This window comes from Actinomadura harenae (assembly GCF_003696215.1).
GTDB lineage: Bacteria > Actinomycetota > Actinomycetes > Streptosporangiales > Streptosporangiaceae > Spirillospora > Spirillospora harenae.
Window position 1 is genome coordinate 119,987 of the sequence record NZ_RFFG01000005.1, and the last position, 16,453, is coordinate 136,439.

Annotated in this window: 14 protein-coding genes; 7 read left to right on the top strand and 7 right to left on the bottom strand. The window is 71.2% G+C overall.

Annotated features, from left to right (window positions below):
- Positions 1-150 precede the first annotated feature (150 nt).
- From EBO15_RS04460 to EBO15_RS04475, 4 genes are all read right to left on the bottom strand, one after another.
- Positions 151-2,223, bottom strand: coding sequence for a dipeptide ABC transporter ATP-binding protein (locus EBO15_RS04460; protein ID WP_122193004.1), 2,073 nt, complete (start codon positions 2,221-2,223; stop codon positions 151-153).
- Positions 2,220-3,140 carry an ABC transporter permease gene (locus EBO15_RS04465; RefSeq protein WP_122193044.1) on the bottom strand — a complete coding sequence of 307 codons (921 nt, stop codon included), beginning with the start codon at positions 3,138-3,140 and terminating at the stop codon, positions 2,220-2,222. The genes EBO15_RS04460 and EBO15_RS04465 overlap by 4 nt, the downstream gene beginning before the upstream one ends.
- Before the next feature lie 8 nt (positions 3,141-3,148).
- On the bottom strand, positions 3,149-4,147 hold the full coding sequence (locus EBO15_RS04470; RefSeq protein ID WP_122193005.1) for an ABC transporter permease: 999 nt from the start codon (positions 4,145-4,147) through the stop codon (positions 3,149-3,151).
- A 180-nt stretch (positions 4,148-4,327) separates the two neighbouring features.
- A complete protein-coding gene (locus EBO15_RS04475; RefSeq protein ID WP_199744323.1) occupies positions 4,328-5,389 on the bottom strand; it encodes a hypothetical protein in 1,062 nt (353 codons plus the stop codon).
- A gap of 103 nt (positions 5,390-5,492) precedes the next feature.
- Between EBO15_RS04475 and EBO15_RS04480 the strand changes: the two genes are divergently transcribed.
- Together EBO15_RS04480 and EBO15_RS04485 are read left to right on the top strand one after the other, a co-directional pair.
- The gene (locus EBO15_RS04480; protein ID WP_122193006.1) at positions 5,493-6,104 is read left to right on the top strand and encodes a TetR/AcrR family transcriptional regulator; all 612 of its coding nucleotides are present in this window, start codon (positions 5,493-5,495) and stop codon (positions 6,102-6,104) included.
- A 257-nt stretch (positions 6,105-6,361) separates the two neighbouring features.
- A complete protein-coding gene (locus EBO15_RS04485) occupies positions 6,362-8,458 on the top strand; it encodes a sensor histidine kinase (RefSeq protein ID WP_233615934.1) in 2,097 nt (698 codons plus the stop codon).
- Between the two features lie 289 nt (positions 8,459-8,747).
- Here the strand turns inward: EBO15_RS04485 and dapF are convergent, their stop codons facing one another.
- Complete coding sequence (dapF, locus tag EBO15_RS04490; protein WP_122193007.1) at positions 8,748-9,584, bottom strand: diaminopimelate epimerase; 837 nt, start codon at positions 9,582-9,584, stop codon at positions 8,748-8,750.
- A gap of 91 nt (positions 9,585-9,675) precedes the next feature.
- Positions 9,676-10,563: a tRNA (adenosine(37)-N6)-dimethylallyltransferase MiaA gene (gene miaA / locus EBO15_RS04495; protein ID WP_233615940.1), complete on the bottom strand. Its 888-nt coding sequence runs from the start codon at positions 10,561-10,563 to the stop codon at positions 9,676-9,678.
- Positions 10,564-10,686: 123 nt separating this feature from the next.
- Between miaA and EBO15_RS46720 the strand changes: the two genes are divergently transcribed.
- Positions 10,687-10,938, top strand: a complete 252-nt coding sequence (locus tag EBO15_RS46720) for an antitoxin (RefSeq protein WP_122193047.1) — start codon at positions 10,687-10,689, stop codon at positions 10,936-10,938.
- A 107-nt stretch (positions 10,939-11,045) separates the two neighbouring features.
- Here the strand turns inward: EBO15_RS46720 and miaB are convergent, their stop codons facing one another.
- Positions 11,046-12,593 carry a tRNA (N6-isopentenyl adenosine(37)-C2)-methylthiotransferase MiaB gene (gene miaB / locus EBO15_RS04505; protein WP_122193009.1) on the bottom strand — a complete coding sequence of 516 codons (1,548 nt, stop codon included), beginning with the start codon at positions 12,591-12,593 and terminating at the stop codon, positions 11,046-11,048.
- 221 nt (positions 12,594-12,814) lie between these two features.
- Here miaB and EBO15_RS04510 point away from each other — a divergent pair, with 221 nt between their 5' ends.
- The 4 genes from EBO15_RS04510 (at position 12,815) to EBO15_RS04525 (ending at position 16,449) form a co-directional block, all read left to right on the top strand.
- Complete coding sequence (locus tag EBO15_RS04510; protein WP_199744324.1) at positions 12,815-13,597, top strand: amino acid ABC transporter ATP-binding protein; 783 nt, start codon at positions 12,815-12,817, stop codon at positions 13,595-13,597.
- 232 nt (positions 13,598-13,829) lie between these two features.
- Positions 13,830-14,699 carry a glutamate ABC transporter substrate-binding protein gene (locus EBO15_RS04515; protein ID WP_122193010.1) on the top strand — a complete coding sequence of 290 codons (870 nt, stop codon included), beginning with the start codon at positions 13,830-13,832 and terminating at the stop codon, positions 14,697-14,699.
- A gap of 74 nt (positions 14,700-14,773) precedes the next feature.
- The gene (locus EBO15_RS04520) at positions 14,774-15,460 is read left to right on the top strand and encodes an amino acid ABC transporter permease (protein WP_122193011.1); all 687 of its coding nucleotides are present in this window, start codon (positions 14,774-14,776) and stop codon (positions 15,458-15,460) included.
- Positions 15,457-16,449: an amino acid ABC transporter permease gene (locus tag EBO15_RS04525; protein WP_122193012.1), complete on the top strand. Its 993-nt coding sequence runs from the start codon at positions 15,457-15,459 to the stop codon at positions 16,447-16,449. The genes EBO15_RS04520 and EBO15_RS04525 overlap by 4 nt, the downstream gene beginning before the upstream one ends.
- Positions 16,450-16,453 lie beyond the last annotated feature (4 nt).

Here is a 16,453-nt window from a genome sequence, read left to right on the forward strand (position 1 = left end):
CACGGTCGCGCGGCTGTGGATTCACATCGTAGGCGGGCGGTTGACCGCTCCTGGTCGACGCCATGGAGGACGAGGCGTCGGGCACGCTGCACCCTGTCGCCGCACATACCGAAGCGACCGCGAGGGCGAGGGCGCTCCAAGGCCGCAGGATCATGTGCTGACGCCCAACGCGTAGTGGCAGGCGACCATCCGGTCCGGTTCCCCGTCGATGCTCCGCGACACCGGATCCTCCCGGTCGCAGAGGGCCCGTGATGCTTCGGACAAGGCCAGGTAGCGCGGGCAGCGCTGCCGGAAGAGGCATCCGGTTTCCAGGCGTGGCGCATCGGGCGGGACGTCCGGCAGCCGAACGCGTCCGCGTTTCCGTTCCAGCACCGGATCAGGAATCGGGACGGCGTCCAGCAGCGCGCACGTGTACGGGTGCGCCGGGTCCTCGTAGACGTGCTCGACGTCGCCGATCTCCACGATGCGTCCGCGATGCATCACGGCTATGCGGTCGGCCACTCTCCGCACCACAGCCAGGTCGTGTGCGACGAACAGGTACGCCAGTCCTAGGCGAGCCCTCAGTTCCTCAAGCAGATCGATGACTCCGGCTTGGACGGACACGTCCAGTGCGGCCACCGGCTCGTCCAACAGGACCAGGCTCGGTTCCAACGCGAGCGCACGAGCGATGGCCACGCGTTGCCTCTGACCGCCGGAGAGCCCATAAGGATGACGGTTCGCGTGCGAGGGTTCTAGGCCGACCAGCTTGAGAAGCTCCTGCACGCGATCAGGGATGTGTTCGGAAGGAAAGGCATGGGTGCGCAGCGGTTCGGCGAGTATGGCGGCGACCCGCATCCTGGGATCGAGAGAGCTGAACGGATCCTGGAACACGACTTGGACGTTGCGGCGCAGGGCTTTGCGACCCGCACCGTCGAGGCCGGCACTGTCCTCGCCCAGGATCTCGATCCGCCCGCCATTCCGGGGCCGCGCCATCGCGAGGATCTCCATCAGGACGGTCGTCTTCCCACATCCCGACTCCCCGACCAGGCCCAGCGTCTCGCCCGCGCGGATGTCGAAGCTGACGCCGTCGACCGCGCGCAGCAAACCCTTCCCGCGCCCGAACGAGTTCCTCTGCTCAACGTGGAAACGGTGCAGGTCCTTCACATCAAGGACGGCCTCACGGCTCGTGCGTGCGCGCGCTGCATCGTCCTCACCGATCGGGGGGAGAAGCTCGGTGGGGGTCAGCGGGAACACGGCATCGGGATCGCGCGTCGCCGGGGTGTTGAGACACGCGGCGGCATGTCCGGGACGGCCGACCGGGAGCATTTCCGGCTCGTCGTCCCAACAGGCGCCGACGGCGATGGGACAGCGCGGCGCGAACGGGCAGCCGGGCGGAAGCGCGTTGAGCTGCGGCGGCGCCCCGTCGATCGGGACCGGACGGCCGCCCGCGTCGTCCAGCCGGGGAAGCGAGCGCAGCAGGCCGATCGTGTACGGCATCCGGGGACGCCGGTAGATGTCCTCGACCTGGCCGCTCTCCACCGCCCGGCCCGCGTACATCACCAGGACGCGGTCGGCGAACCCCGCGACCATGCCGAGATCGTGGGTGATCATCAGGATCGCCGCGCCGGCCGCCTCGCCCGCCGTCCGCAGCACGTCCAGCACCTGCGCCTGGAGCGTGACGTCCAGCGCGGTCGTGGGCTCGTCGGCGACGATCGCGAGCGGGTCGTTGGCGACCGCCATCGCGATCATGACGCGCTGCCGCATGCCGCCGGAGAACTCGTGCGGGTGCGCGCGGGCGCGGCGAGCGGCGTCCGGGATGCCGACCAGGTCCAGCAGTTCCACCGCGCGCGCACGAGCGGCGCCGCGGGTCGCCCCCGAATGGATCCGGATCGCCTCGGCGATCTGGTCGCCTACCGCGTGCACTGGTGTGAGGGAGGACAACGGGTCCTGGAACACCATCGCCAGGTCCTTGCCTCGGATGCGTGACATCTCGCCGTCGGACAGCCCAAGGAGCTCGCGCCCGCGGAGCCGTACCGAGCCGGTGACCTCCGTCCGGTCCGGCAGAAGCCCCAGGACGGCGAGCGCGACGGCCGTCTTGCCCGACCCCGACTCGCCGACCACGCCGAGCACCTGGCCGCGCCCGACGGAGAAGCTCACCCCCCGGACCGCCCGGACGTCCGGCCGGTAGGTGACGGCGAGGTCCTGGACCTCCAGCACGTTCGTTCCGATCCCCCGCGGGTTCATCCGGCGCTCCCCTCCACGGCGGGCTCCCCCGAACCGGCCCCCGAACCGGCGCGCGCGCCGTCCGCGGTGACCTCGGCCTCGGCCTCGGCGGACGGCCCGGACGCGGCGAGCTGCGGGTCGAGCACGTCGCGCAGCCCGTCCGCGAGCAGGTTCACCGCCAGCACGATCAGGACGAGCAGCCCGGCGGCGAACCCGAACAGCCACGGGAAGACCGTCGCCGCGCCGCGGCTCTCGGCGATCACCGTGCCCAGCGAGGTGTCCGGCGGCCGCACCCCGAACCCGAAGTAGGACAACCCGGACTCGGCGAGGATCGCGACACTCACGTTCACCGCCGCGTCCACCAGCAGCAGCGACGCCAGGTGCGGCAGGACGTGCCGGACGATCGTGCGGGTCGCGCCGACGCCCAGGAACCGTGCCGCGAGCACCCACTCGCGCTCGCGCAGCGACACGGTCATGCCCCGCACCATCCGGGCCGTCACCATCCACAGGAACGCGGCGAGCAGCGCCACCAGAGCCTGCCAGCCGCCGCCCAGCGCGGGCGACAGCACCGCCATGACCAGGAAGGACGGCAGGACGAGCAGCAGGTCCACGCCCCACATCAGCGCCCGGTCCGCCCAGCCGCCGAAGTATCCGGCGACCGTGCCGACGACCGCCGCGAGGCCGGTCGACAGCACCGCGACCGACAATCCGATGATCAGCGACTTCTGCATGCCGCGCAGGGTCAGCGCGAACACGTCCCGGCCGCTCTGCGTGGTGCCGAACCAATGCCGGGCGGACGGCGGGCTCAGGAACGCCGTGAAGTCGATGTCGTCCCAACCCCACGGGGACACGAGCGGCCCCGCGAACGCGAGCAGGAACAGCAGGACGAGCAGGAAAGCCCCGGCGATCGCCCGTCCCCGTCCCGGACGCCCCCGCATCGCGCCCGTCACCTCGTCCTCGTGCGCACGCGCGGGTCGAGGATCCCGTACAGGACGTCCGAGAACACCCCGGCGAGCAGGACGGTCACGGCGGCGAAGCAGGCCGTCGCGGCGACGACGTTGACGTCCCCACGGGAGATCGAGTCCACGAGCCACTCGCCCATGCCGTGCCAGCCGAAGATCTTCTCGGTGAACATCGAGCCGAGCAGCAGCATCCCGAACGTGTAGGAGAAGTAGGTGGTCATCGGGATCAGCGCGGTGCGCAGCCCGTGCTTCAGCAGCGCGGCCCGGCGGGTCAGGCCCTTCGCGCGGGCCGTCCGGACGAAGTCGGCGCCGAGCACGTCCAGCATCAGCCCGCGCTGGTAGCGCGCGTACAGGGCGGCCTGCCCGAAGGCGATCGTGAGCGTCGGCAGCAGCAGATGGCGCGCGCGGTCCGCGAGCGCGTCGAGCCCGCCGAACGTCCCGTCGCCCGCGCCCGGCGTGGACTCCCCGACCCACGCGAACAGCTGCGTGCCGGTCATCGCGTTCACCCTCTCGGCCGCGTACTGGAGCAGGACTGCCAGCACGAACACCGGAACCGACAGCAGCAGGTACGCGCCGTAGGTGGCGGCCCTGTCGGGGAACCGGTCGCGGCGCACCGCCGCGTACGCGCCGAGCAGCACGCCGAACACGCCGCCCAGGACGGCGCCGCCGAGCAGCAGCCGCAGGCTCACCCACGCCCGCCGCCACATCTCCCCGTTGACGGACTCGCCCTCCCAGGTGTGCCCGAAGTCGCCGTGCAGCACGCCGTCCGCCCAGGTCAGGTAGCGGCGCGGGAGCGGCGTGCGGTCGTTGAGGTTCAGCCGGGTCAGCTCGGCGTCCACCACGGCCGCGGACGGACGGGGGCTACGGTCCATGAGGTTCGCGCGCGGATTCAGCGCGCAGGCGGCCAGGACATAGGCAAGGCTCGCGGCCAGGACCACGAGCACCGCGTAGTTGGCCAGACGCCGTAGCAGAAAGCCCGCCATCCTCTCCTCTCCACACGCTAGGTGGTCACGGAATGCTACTTATTGCTCACGTCCTGCGCAGGGATTCCCCGAAGAACACGGCCCCGCGCTATCACGCGCGCACGAGCCCGCCCTCCGCGCCTCACATGGCGAAGGCGCACGCTGCCCGGACGGGCAGCGTGCGCCTTGGGTGGCGAGGTTTCAGGCCAGGGCGGCCTCAGGCTCGGAGGTGGGGGTCGGCATCGCGCGCCTGCGGTTGCGGAGGCCGCCGAGGGAGAGCAGGAGCAGGCCGCCGAGCGCCCACGCGCCCAGGACCGCGAGCGGCGTCGCGATCCGCGCGCCGTCGAAGAAGGCCGTCGCGCGGATCAGCGTGGCGGCGGCGCCAGGCGGGAGGTACTGGCCGATCTCGCCCCACGGCCGGGGCAGCATCTCGGGGGCGGAGGTCGCCGCCGACAGCGGGTTGCCGATCAGCAGCAGCGTCAGGGCGCCGAGCCCGAGCCCCGGACGGCCGACGAGGGCGGCCAGGCCCGCGACCGTCGCGGCGCACGCCAGGATCGCCAGGCCCGTCGCGCCCGCGATCCACAGGTACGAGCCGGGCAGCAGGGACAGTCCGTAGCGGGCGAGCCAGGCGGATCCGAGCCCTCCGGCGACCGCGAAGAGCAGGACCCCGGCGAGCCGCCACGGGACGGACCGGACGGCCAGAGTGAGCAGGGCGGCCCCGGCGATCCCGGACATGACCAACGGCAGCACCATGGCACCGAACCCGGTGCCGCGCGGGTCGCCGGGCGAGGCGGGCACCACGTCCTGGACGGCGGGCGCGGCAGGCCCCGCGCCGGCGGCCCGACCCGGCGCGGGGAGCAGCGCGGCCATCTGGCCGAGCTGCTGCGCGATCACCGGCGACGCGGCGGACGCGACGAGCACGCGCGGACCGGCCGGCGTGACGACGATCGCGCCGTAGGCGTCCCGGCCGGTGAGGGCCGCGCAGGCGGACGCCTCGTCCGGGCGGATCCTCAGGTCGAACATGCCGGGCCGCTCGTGGGCGAGCCGCGCGGCGACCGCGTCCGCGCCGGGGCCCGCGACGACGATCGGCACCTCGCGCGGCGCGACCTTCGCGGACGGCCAGGCGAAGGCCGTGATCATCACCAGCTGGAGCAGGGCCGCGCCGAGCGCGACCACCAGGGCGCGGCGGGCGGATCCGGCGTGGCGCGCGGGGCTCGTGGAGCTCGCGGGGCCCGTGGAGCTCGCGGGGGGAGTCACGGTCATGGCCGCCTCCAATAAAATCGGACGTTCGTTCTCTTTAACGCCCGTCACCGTCCCACCGGCCCGCCGACTTGTCAAGAACGGACGTTCGTTTTAGTTTGTGGGCATGCCCCGAGTCAGCGAAGAGCACCTGGAGCGCCGCCGCCGCCAGATCATCGACGCGGCCCGCGCCTGCTTCATCCGCAACGGCCTGTACGAGACGTCGATGCAGGACATCTTCGCCGAGTCGGGCCTGTCGGCCGGGGCCGTCTACCGGTACTTCAAGAGCAAGAGCGAGATCGTGGACGAGATCGTCGCGGAGGGTGGCGGCGAGCTGCAGAAGGTGCTGTCCGCCCTGGTGGACGCCGATCCGCTGCCCGACCCCGACCGGCTCTGCCTGGCGATGTGCGAGCGGATCACCGAGCTCGCGACCGGCAACGGCCCCGGCCGGCTCGCCATCCAGGCATGGGCGATGGCCGCGCACGACGGAGCCGTCGGTGAGAAGGTGCGGCAGACCATGCGCACCTCACGCGACCACTGGGTGACCTACGTCCGGCGGCTCGCGGAGGCCGGGCGGGTGCCCGCCGACATCGACGCCGAGGCCGCCGGGCGGGTCCTGTTCGGCCTGTTCCCGGGATTCATCCTCCAGCACCTGCTGCTCGGGGACGCGACGCCCGAGGGGTTCGCGGCGGGCGTCCGCGCCCTGTTCCCCATGACCGCCTTCACACCCGCGCCTTGACCGCCTTCACGCCCGCCCCCATGACCGCCCTCACGCCCGTCCCCGCGACGGCCCCACGACCGCATCCGTGACGCCCTCCGAGCAGGCCTAGGCGGACCTCCCGGAGACACCAGACCGACCCCTGCCCTCGCCCGCGCGCGGTAAAAGCGCTAGAAACTCCTCACACGCCCAACCTCGTCCATCACCGGACGAGTCGCGGTGGCGTGGCCATCACCTCAGCGTTTTAACATTTCATTACCTGGGGCGCGGGAGAGGCAGTGGGCAGGGTGAGGATCGGCCGGAGCATCGGAGGGGCGGCGCCGGCGGGCGCGGCGGCGGCCGTCCTGCTGGTCGCCGTCTCGCTCATGCTGGGCCACTGGCTGCCGGACGACCGGCGGATGGTGTGGTGGCATCCGGAGGTGTTCGTCGCGCTGTCCTGGTCGCCGGTCGGGGCGCTGCTCAGCGCGCACCGGGCCGGACGGCGGGTCGGGCTGCTGATGCTCGGGGCCGGGATCAGCGCGGCGGTCTACGTCCTGTCGCTGAACCTCGGGCCGCTCGCGCAACTCCACCACTGGCCCGGCGCGTGGCTGCCGGTCTGGCTCAGCCACTGGCTGTGGGCGGTCGACACCTACGCGCTCACGCTCGTCCTGCCCCTGCTGTTCCCGGACGGACGGCTCGTGTCGGCGCGGTTCCGCCCGGTTCTGGCCCTGGCCTGCCTGGTTCCGGTCGTGGTGGCCGTCCATCTGACCGTCGATCCGGGCGCGCGGCGGTTCCACGACGGCGTCTCGGTGTACCCGCTCCAGTCGATCCCGCGGGTGATCGCGGTGCTGATCGTGGGGGCGCTGGTCCTCTCCCTGCTGTCGCTGGCGGCCCGGTTCCGGCGGGCCGCGCCGGACGTGCGGCGGCAGATCGCCTGGGTCGTGTACCCCGGCCTGGTCACCGAGGCGATCATCTACGTCGGGGAGAGCGCCCGGATCGGGGACACCGTCCGGGACACCGCGATCGTCACCATCCCGATCTGCGTCGCCATCGCGATCACCCGGTACCGGCTGTACGACATCGACGTGGTGATCAACCGGACCCTGGTGTACGCCGGGCTGGTCGGCGTGATCACCGGCGTGTACTTCACGCTCGTCGGCACCGTCAGCCTGTTCATGTCCGACCACGGCGGCATGGCGGGGCTCGCGGGCGCGGTCGCGGCGGGCGTGGTGTTCGAGCCCACCCGGCGGCGGCTGCAACGCGGCGTGGACCGGATGCTGCACCGCGAACGCGACCCCTACCGGCTCGCCGACCGGCTGCAACGGCGCCTCCAGACGGCGTCCGGCCCGTCCGCGGCGCTCGCCACCGCCGCCTCCGTCGTCCGGGAGGCGCTGCACGCGTCCGGGCTGGCGATCGAGGTGCTGGACCGGGACGGCAACCTCGCCGCGCTGGTCGAGGACGGCGCGCCGGGCGAGCGCTCGCAGCGGGTCCCGCTGGTCTGGCACGGCGAACCGGTCGGACGGATGATCTTCAGCGGCGTCCGGGCGCCGGACGCGCGGCTCGCCGGGATCCTCGCCCGCAACCTCGCCGAGCTCGCGAACGCCGCCCGGCTCGCGATGGACGTGCAGCGCTCGCGCGAGCGGATCCTGCGCACGCGCGAGGAGGAGCGCCGCCGGCTCCGCCGCGACCTGCACGACGGGCTCGGCCCGACCCTGGCCAGCCTCGCCATGACCGTGGACGCGGCGCGGATCACGATGCGCACCGACCCGGAGGCCGCCGACGGCATGCTGGAGCGACTGCGCAGCACCATGGGCCGGACGATCGGGGAGCTGCGCGACCTGGTCTATGGGCTGCGCCCGCCCGCACTGGACGACCTCGGCCTCGCCGGGGCGATCCGGGCGCTCGGCGGCGTGGTCGGCAGCGGCGGGCACGGGCCGCGCGTGGACGTCGAGGTCGAGGGCGACCTGGCCGCGCTCCCGGCGGCGGCCGAGGTCGCGGCGTACCGGATCGTCCAGGAGGCGCTGACCAACGTGTACCGGCACGCGAAGGCCGGGCACGCGCTCGTCCGGCTGGACCTGAGCGGCGACCTGGACGTCACCGTCCGGGACGACGGGGTGGGCCTGCCGAAGGACGTCCGCGCCGGGGTCGGCCTGTCGTCGATGCGGGAACGGGCCGCCGAGCTGGGCGGATCCTGCACGGTCAGCCGCCGTCCGGAGGGCGGGACGGTGGTCCGGGCGCGGCTGCCGCTGTCCGGCGCGCCACCGGGCCCCTCCCCGGGCCCCTCTCCAGGGAGCTCTCCGCCGTCCGAACCGGACGGCGTCCCAGGGCAGCGGGGGGACGGGCATCTCGCCTCTGGCGGCGCCTCACACGCGCACGCGCCCGCCGAACGGCGCTGATCTCACGCCAGCGTTCAGACGTTGGGCTCAGACGCTGGGCTCAGACGTTGGGCATGGTGCGTTCTGACGTTGGACATGGTGAGGGCCGGTGACCGCCCCCCGCCAAGAAGGTCGCCACCGGCCCTCGAACACCGCTGCGGTTCCGAGGCTCCCATCCCGGCCCGCGCGGCCTGCACCTTGAGGTGTGCTCGCCACCCGAGGTGTGCACCCAGAAAGTAGGCGACCGGGAGGCCCTTCCGTCAGGGACGGGAGTCCCGAGTCACCCGGGACGAAAAATAGTCACATTTGACTAGAGCCATTCGGGCCTGGTCTCCCCCTCGGCCACCAGGACGGCAGGACCGGTCAGGAAGCTCGTCCCGGCCTCCAGGGACACCGTAACCCGGCCGCCGGGAACGTCCACGGTCCACTCCCCGACCGGCAGGTCCGAGGGGCCTGAGGGGGCGGATCCACCGAGCGCCGCGGCCACCGCGACCGCCACGGTGCCGGTGCCGCAGGAGCGGGTCTCGCCCGAACCCCGTTCGTAGACTCGCATCTCGACGTGACGTTCGCCCACCAGACGGAAGAACTCGACGTTCACCCCCTCGGGGAACACTTCCGGGTCGAAGCCGGGCGCATGGCACAGATCGAGCTCCGCGAGCGGACGGTCGACCGGGCAGGCCAGGTGCGGGTTGCCCATGGAGACGCGGACGCCGCCGAACGTCTCGCCCGCGACCGTCGCCGCGGATTCGCCCAGGTGGACCGGCCGGTTCATCTCGACGCGGACGTCCCCGGACGTCCCGACCGTGACCCGGCGCAGCCCGGCGCGGGTCGCGACGTCCCACTCGCCCGGCTCGGCGAGCCCGGCGTCCACGAGGTACCGCGCGAACACCCGGACGCCGTTGCCGCACATCTCGGCGATGCTGCCGTCGGCGTTGCGGTAGTCCATGAACCAGTCGGCGGCCAGGCCCTCGACGGCGGGCTCGCCCGCGAGCTTGGTGGGGACGACCCGCAGGATCCCGTCCGCGCCGATCCCCGCGTGCCGGTCGCACAGCCGGGCGGCCGCCTCGGCGGTCAGGTCAAGAGCCCCGTCCGGATCGGGAAGGATGACGAAGTCGTTCTCGGTGCCGTGGCCCTTGATGAAACGCATGCATTCGATCGTATTACCCCGCCGGAACGCCCCCGTTTCCCCAGGCCCGAGGCCCACAGGAGTCGCACGCCCGCGAGGGCTCAGGACCGCCTCACAGCAGGCTCAGGGCGCGATCCAGGAGGTCGGGGGCGTCGTAGGGCAGCCAGACGACCCGCGGGTCCCGCCGGAACCAGGACTCCTGCCGCCGGGCGAACCGGCGTGTCGCCCGGATCGTCTCGTCCTTGGCCTCGGCCTCGGACCACTCCCCCGCCAGGAACCGCAGGACCTGCGCGTACCCGAGGGCGCGCCCGGCGGTCAGGCCGTCCCGCAGGCCCTGCTTCTCCAGGGCGCGGACCTCGTCCACGAGCCCGGCCTCCCACATGCGCTCGACGCGCAGCGCGATCCGCTCGTCCAGCTCGGGACGCGGCACCTCCAGGCCGATCTGGACGACCGAGCGGTACCGGTAGCGGTGCTCGGGCAGGGTCGCGGTGAAGGCCCGTCCGGTGATCTCGATGACCTCCAGCGCCCGGACGATCCGCCGCCCGTTGCTGGGCAGGATCGCGTCGGCCGCCTTGGGGTCGAGCTCGCGCAGGCGCGCGTGCAGGACGCCCGAGCCGGCCTCGGCCAGCTCGTCCTCCAACCGGGCCCGGACGGACGGGTCGGTGCCGGGGAACTCCATCTCGTCCAGGGCCGCGCGCACGTAGAGGCCGGACCCGCCGACCAGCACCGGCACCCGCCCGCGTCCCCGCACCTCGGCGAAGACCTCGGCGCTGAGCCGCTGGAACTCGGCGACGCTCGCGGTGACGGTGACGTCCCAGATGTCGAGCAGGTGGTGCGGGACACCGCGCATCTCGTCCGCCGTCAGCTTCGCGGTGCCGACGTCCATGCCCCGGTAGAACTGCATGGAGTCGGCGTTCACCGCCTCGCCGGGCAGGCGCAGCGCCAGGTCGACGGCCAGATCGGACTTCCCGGCGGCGGTCGGGCCGACCACGGCGATCACGTCAGGAGAGCTCACGGGCTTAATTCTGGCAAGCCAGTGGGTATGGATCGGACTGTACGGGTGCCGCGGGCCGCCTCCCACCACGTGGCGGCCGCGACACCGGCGACCTCGGGGGAGGATTCCATGTCGTTCATCGACAAGGTGAAGGAAATGCTCGGCCAGCATCCCGACCAGGCCAAGGGCGGCGTGGACAAGGCCGGGGACATGGTCGACGACAAGACCGGCGGCAAGTACGCCGACAAGGTCGACAAGGCCCAGGAGAAGGCGGGCGACTACATCGACCACTCGTCCGGCCAGGGGCAGCCGAACACCGACCAGGCCCAGGACGGCGCGCAGGACGACCAGGGCGGCCGGCCCGGCCAGAGCGGTTCCTGATCACCCGGGACCCGGACCACGAAAGCGGAAGAGGCGTCCCAGAACACGCCTGGGACGCCCCTTGAGGCATGCCCGCCGGGAGACCGGCGGGCGATGTCAGTGCTTGCCTACGGGCAGGTGGAGCAGCCCGTGGACGCCTGTTCCGAAGCCGCCGAGCCCGCGGGACGGCCGATGGACGGCATGCCCAGCGCGACGCCCTTGGCGCCCTCGGGCTGGGCCTGACGGGCCTCCCAGGCGTCGCCCGCGCGCGTGCGACGCACGGAGAACGACTTGTCGGCCACCAGGTGGTGCGGCGCGGCGTAGGTGACCTCGACGGTCACCATGTCGCCGGGCCTGACGGCCTCGTCCGGGACGGCGAAGTGGACGAGCCTGTTGTCGGCGGCGCGGCCGGAGAGGCGGCGGGTCGCGTCGTCCTTGCGGCCCTCGCCCTCGGCGACCAGGACCTCCAGGGTGCGTCCGAGCTGCTTCTTGTTCTCGGCCCAGGAGATCTCCTCCTGGAGCGCGATCAGCCGCTCGTACCGCTCCTGGACGACCTCCTTGGGGATCTGGCCGTCCATGGTCGCGGCCGGGGTGCCGGGCCGCTTGGAGTACTGGAAGGTGAACGCCGAGGCGAACCGGGCCTCGCGGACGACGTGCAGGGTCTGCTCGAAGTCCTCCTCGGTCTCGCCGGGGAAGCCCACGATGATGTCGGTGGTGATCGCCGCCTCCGGCATCGCCGCCCGGACCTTCTCGATGATCCCGAGGAAGCGTTCCTGCCGGTAGGAGCGGCGCATCGCCCTCAGCACGGCGTCCGAGCCGGACTGGAGGGGCATGTGCAGGGACGGCACGACGTTCGGCGTCTCGGCCATGGCCGCGATCACGTCGTCGGTGAAGTCCTTCGGGTGGGGGGACGTGAAGCGGACGCGCTCCAGGCCCTCGATCCCCCCGCACGCGCGCAGGAGGCCCGCGAAGGCGCTCTGCCCGCCCTCGGTCATCGCCTTGACCTCGTCCGGGGCGGACGCCGGCGAGCCGAAGCCGGAGCCGTAGGCGTTGACGTTCTGCCCCAGGAGGGTGACCTCGGTGACGCCCTCGGCGACCAGCGCCTCGATCTCGGCGAGGATCTCGCCGGGACGGCGGTCCTTCTCCTTGCCGCGCAGGGACGGGACGATGCAGAAGGTGCAGGTGTTGTTGCAGCCCACCGAGATGGACACCCACGCCGCGTAGGGGGACTCGCGCCGGGTCGGCAGCGTCGAGGGGAAGGTCACCAGGGACTCCTCGATCTCGACCTGCGCCTCCTCCTGGACGCGGGACCGCTCGAGGAGCACCGGCAGGGCGCCCAGGTTGTGGGTGCCGAACACCACGTCCACCCAGGGGGCGCGTTTGACGATGGTGTCGCGGTCCTTCTGGGCGAGGCAGCCGCCGACCGCGATCTGCATGCCCGGGTGGGCGTCCTTGACCGGGCGCAGGTGGCCGAGGTTGCCGTACAGGCGGTTGTCGGCGTTCTCCCGGACGGCGCAGGTGTTGAACACCACGACATCGGGCTCAACACCGTCCGCGCGCACGTATCCGGCGTCCTCCAGCAGCCCGGAAAGGCGCTCGGAGTCGTGGACGTTCATCTGGCACCCGTAAGTACGAATCTCGTACGTGCGGGAACCGCTCTCAGTAGGCGCACTCATGACGGTCCAAGGGTAATAGGCCGGGCGGGGCGCCCGGCGCGTCCCGAGTGGATCACCATCTGGTTACCGGCCGGTCACATTACCGCCGACACACCCGCTCCCACCAGGCACGACGAACAGCCTGAGAACCCGTCATCCACGCGGTTACGTGGGCATTCGTGACCGGATCGGTACCGCCTGCATGCGTCTTCGACGATAAGCATCACGTAAAGTCCGGGCTCATGGTGGACATCGGCAAGGGAGCTGGTGACAAGGGGACCTCTGACAACCCGCCCCTCGTCGTGCTCGAGAACGTCAACAAGCACTTCGGTGAACTGCACGTCCTGAAGGACATCAACCTCACCATCGACCAGGGCGAGGTCGTCGTCATCATCGGCCCGTCCGGTGGCGGAAAGTCGACCCTCTGCCGGTCGATCAACCGGCTCGAGCCGATCGACGGCGGCACGATCCTCATCGACGGCAAGAAGCTCCCCCAGGAGGGACGCGACCTCGCCCGGCTCCGCGCCGACGTCGGCATGGTCTTCCAGTCCTTCAACCTCTTCGCCCACAAGACGATCCTGGAGAACGTCACGCTCGGGCCGATGAAGGTCCGCAAGGTGGGCAAGGCCGAGGCCGAACAGACCGCGATGCAGCTCCTGGAGCGGGTCGGCATCGGCACCCAGGCCGGCAAGTACCCCGCCCAGCTGTCCGGCGGCCAGCAGCAGCGCGCGGCGATCGCCCGCGCCCTGGCCATGAAGCCGAAGGTCATGCTGTTCGACGAGCCGACCTCCGCGCTGGACCCCGAGATGGTCAAGGAGGTCCTGGACGTCATGACCGACCTCGCGCACGAGGGCATGACCATGATCGTGGTGACCCACGAGATGGGCTTCGCCCGCCGCGCCGCCCAGAAGGTCGTCTTCATGGCCGAGGGGCAGATCGTCGAGGAGAGCACCCCCGAGGAGTTCTTCACCAACGCGCGCACCGACCGCGCCAAGGACTTCCTGTCCAAGATCCTCACCCACTGACGCACCGATCCGCGCCCGCCGGTCCGCCATGCGAGACCGGCCACAGGCGCACCGGAACGACGTAGCAGGAGCCGGTACGGAACCGCGTACCGGAACGCCACGCCGACGGCGCGTCCCCTTGGGCATACCAAAAGGCGCCAAAGGGGACGCATCACAAGGTGGGGCGACAGAGTTCGACTGGCCCCCCGCACCGGGCAACGCCGGGCAACGCACGAAAGTAGAGGGACGACACATGCGAGCACGTCAGATCGTGGCCGCTCTGGCCGCCGCCTCCCTGGCGCTCACCATGAGCGCCTGCGGCAGCGACTCCTCCAAGAAGAAGGCCGAGACGACGAGCGTCGCGGACAAGGCCAAGAACGACAAGAAGCTGGTCATCGGCGTCAAGTTCGACCAGCCGTCGCTCGGCCTGAAGAAGCCCGACGGCTCCATCGACGGCTTCGACGTCTCGGTCGCCAAGTACATCGCGCAGCAGCTCGGCGTGCCGGAGAGCGGGATCACCTTCAAGGAGGCCCGGTCGGAGAACCGCGAGACCTTCCTCCAGACCGGTCAGGTGGACCTGGTCGTCGCGACCTACTCCATCACCGACTCCCGCAAGCCCAAGGTGACCTTCGGCGGCCCGTACTACGTGGCCCACCAGGACACCATGGTCAAGGCCGGCAACACCAGCATCAAGAAGGCCGCCGACCTCGCGGGCAAGAAGATCTGCAAGGCGGCCGGCTCCAACTCCTGGAAGCGCGTCGTCCAGGGCCCGCCGGACGGCAAGCTGAACATCAAGGCCACCACCGTGGACGCCACGGGCTACGCCGACTGCGTCGCCAAGCTGGACGCCGGCGCGGTGGACGCGGTCTCCACCGACGACCTGATCCTGGCCGGGTTCGCCGCCCAGCAGCCGGGCAAGTTCAAGGTGATCAACGACCCCTTCACCGACGAGAAGTACGGCGTCGGCATCAAGAAGGGCGACACCAAGGGCTGCGAGGCCGTCAACGCCGCCATCACCAAGATGTACTCCGACGGCACCGCCAAGACGCTGCTGGAGAAGTACTTCAACGGCACCGGTCTGAAGCCGACCACGACCGTTCCGCAGTTCGAGGGCTGCTCCTGACCGTCTGACGCCCCCGGCCGCGCCGCGCCCCCTGCCGAGGGGGCGTCGGCGCGGCCTCCTACAGGTGGGAATCCATGGGCCAACTCTTCGACTTCACCGAGGTCATCAAGAACCTCGACAAGATCGCCATCAGCTTCTGGGCGACGATCCGGCTGGCCGCCCTGACGGCGGTCCTGTCCATGATCCTCGGCACGGTGTGGGCGAGCTTCCGGGTGTCCCCGACACCGGTGCTGCGGGGCGTCGGCACCTTCGTGGTGAACCTGCTGCGCAACACCCCCCTCACCCTGCTGGCGGCCTTCTGCATCTCCGCGCTCAGCGACATCCTCAAGTGGCACTTCTCTGAGACGCCGTCCGTCAACGGCTACTGGTGGGCGGTCAGCGCGCTGTCGGTCTACACCTCCGCGTTCGTCGCCGAGGCTCTCCGGTCCGGCATCAACACCGTCCCGCTCGGCCAGGCCGAGGCGGCGCGCTCCATCGGGCTGACCTTCACCCAGTCGCTCCGCATGATCATCCTCCCGCAGGCGGTCCGGTCGGTGATCGGGCCGCTGGGCAGCGTGCTGATCGCCATGATCAAGAACACGACGGTCGTGGCCGCGGTCTCCTACGGCGTCGACGCCGTCTCGGAGATGAAGCAGCTGTTCTTCGACCTGGGCGCCACGCTGCCGATGTTCATCGGCTTCGCCATCGGCTACCTGGTCCTGACCCTCCCGACCGGATTCTTCTTCGGCTGGCTGTCCAAGCGAATGGCGGTGGCGCGATGAGCCGCGACGACGCGACCGTCCTGTTCGACGCGCCCGGGCCGCGCGCCAGGAGGCGCAACAACATCCTGACCGGCGTCTCCGTGCTGGTGATCCTCGGGATCATCGGGTACATCATCTACGCGCTGAACGACAAGGGCCAGTTCGCCAAGGAGCTGTGGAAGCCGTTCACCCAGTGGGACGTCTGGCGCACCTACTTCATCCAGGGCACCATCAACACCCTGAAGGCCGCGGCCGTCGGCACGGTCCTCGCGCTGGTCTTCGGCGCGCTCTTCGGGCTCGCCCGGCTGTCGGACCACTGGTGGATCCGCGTCCCGGCGGGCGCGGTCGTGGAGTTCTTCCGCGCCATGCCGCTGCTGATCCTGATCTTCCTGGCGTTCTTCGTGCCGGCCACGGTCAGCCCGATCATCGCCGACGGCCCCCTCGGCAACTTCCAGCGGGTCATGGTGGAGAACGTCTTCTCGATCTTCGGGGTGACGATCAACAACGGCACGGTGACCGTGCCCGCGTTCGCCGCCGTGGTGTTCGGCCTCACCCTGTACAACGGCTCGGTGCTCGCCGAGATCGTCCGGGCGGGCGTGCAGTCGATCCCGCGCGGGCAGTCGGAGGCGGCGGTCGCGCTCGGCATGCGCAAGAACGCGGTGATGCGGCTGGTGCTGCTGCCGCAGGCCGTCACCGCGATGCTGCCGGTGATCGTCAGCCAGATCGTGGTCCTGCTGAAGGACACCTCGCTCGGCTTCATCATCGGCTACGAGGACCTCACGTCCTACGGGTTCAAGATCGAGCCGGCGAACTTCCACAACCTGCTGCAGGCGGCGATCGTCTGCGCGGCCATCTACATCACGATCAACCTCATCGTGAGCCGGATCGCGGCCGTGCTGGAGGCGCGCGTCCGCCGCAGCAAGAAGTCGATCACCACGATGAGCAGCACTGGCGTGAGCGTCCAGGCCGGTGCGGGCATGACCGCCAGCGGCGCGGACGCCGCCTCCTGACGGC

Excerpts from the sequence above, each read along its gene's own strand:
- EBO15_RS04470 (WP_122193005.1), bottom strand. The coding sequence starts at position 4,147 with ATGGCGGGCTTTCTGCTACGGCGTCTGGCCAACTACGCGGTGCTCGTG.
- EBO15_RS04465 (WP_122193044.1), bottom strand. The coding sequence starts at position 3,140 with ATGCGGGGGCGTCCGGGACGGGGACGGGCGATCGCCGGGGCTTTCCTG.
- EBO15_RS04475 (WP_199744323.1), bottom strand. The coding sequence starts at position 5,389 with ATGACCGTGACTCCCCCCGCGAGCTCCACGGGCCCCGCGAGCTCCACG.
- EBO15_RS04520 (WP_122193011.1), top strand. The coding sequence starts at position 14,774 with ATGGGCCAACTCTTCGACTTCACCGAGGTCATCAAGAACCTCGACAAG.
- dapF (WP_122193007.1), bottom strand. The coding sequence starts at position 9,584 with ATGCGTTTCATCAAGGGCCACGGCACCGAGAACGACTTCGTCATCCTT.
- EBO15_RS04510 (WP_199744324.1), top strand. The coding sequence starts at position 12,815 with ATGGTGGACATCGGCAAGGGAGCTGGTGACAAGGGGACCTCTGACAAC.
- EBO15_RS04480 (WP_122193006.1), top strand. The coding sequence starts at position 5,493 with ATGCCCCGAGTCAGCGAAGAGCACCTGGAGCGCCGCCGCCGCCAGATC.
- miaB (WP_122193009.1), bottom strand. The coding sequence starts at position 12,593 with ATGAGTGCGCCTACTGAGAGCGGTTCCCGCACGTACGAGATTCGTACT.
- EBO15_RS04515 (WP_122193010.1), top strand. The coding sequence starts at position 13,830 with ATGCGAGCACGTCAGATCGTGGCCGCTCTGGCCGCCGCCTCCCTGGCG.
- EBO15_RS04460 (WP_122193004.1), bottom strand. The coding sequence starts at position 2,223 with ATGAACCCGCGGGGGATCGGAACGAACGTGCTGGAGGTCCAGGACCTC.
- EBO15_RS46720 (WP_122193047.1), top strand. The coding sequence starts at position 10,687 with ATGTCGTTCATCGACAAGGTGAAGGAAATGCTCGGCCAGCATCCCGAC.
- EBO15_RS04525 (WP_122193012.1), top strand. The coding sequence starts at position 15,457 with ATGAGCCGCGACGACGCGACCGTCCTGTTCGACGCGCCCGGGCCGCGC.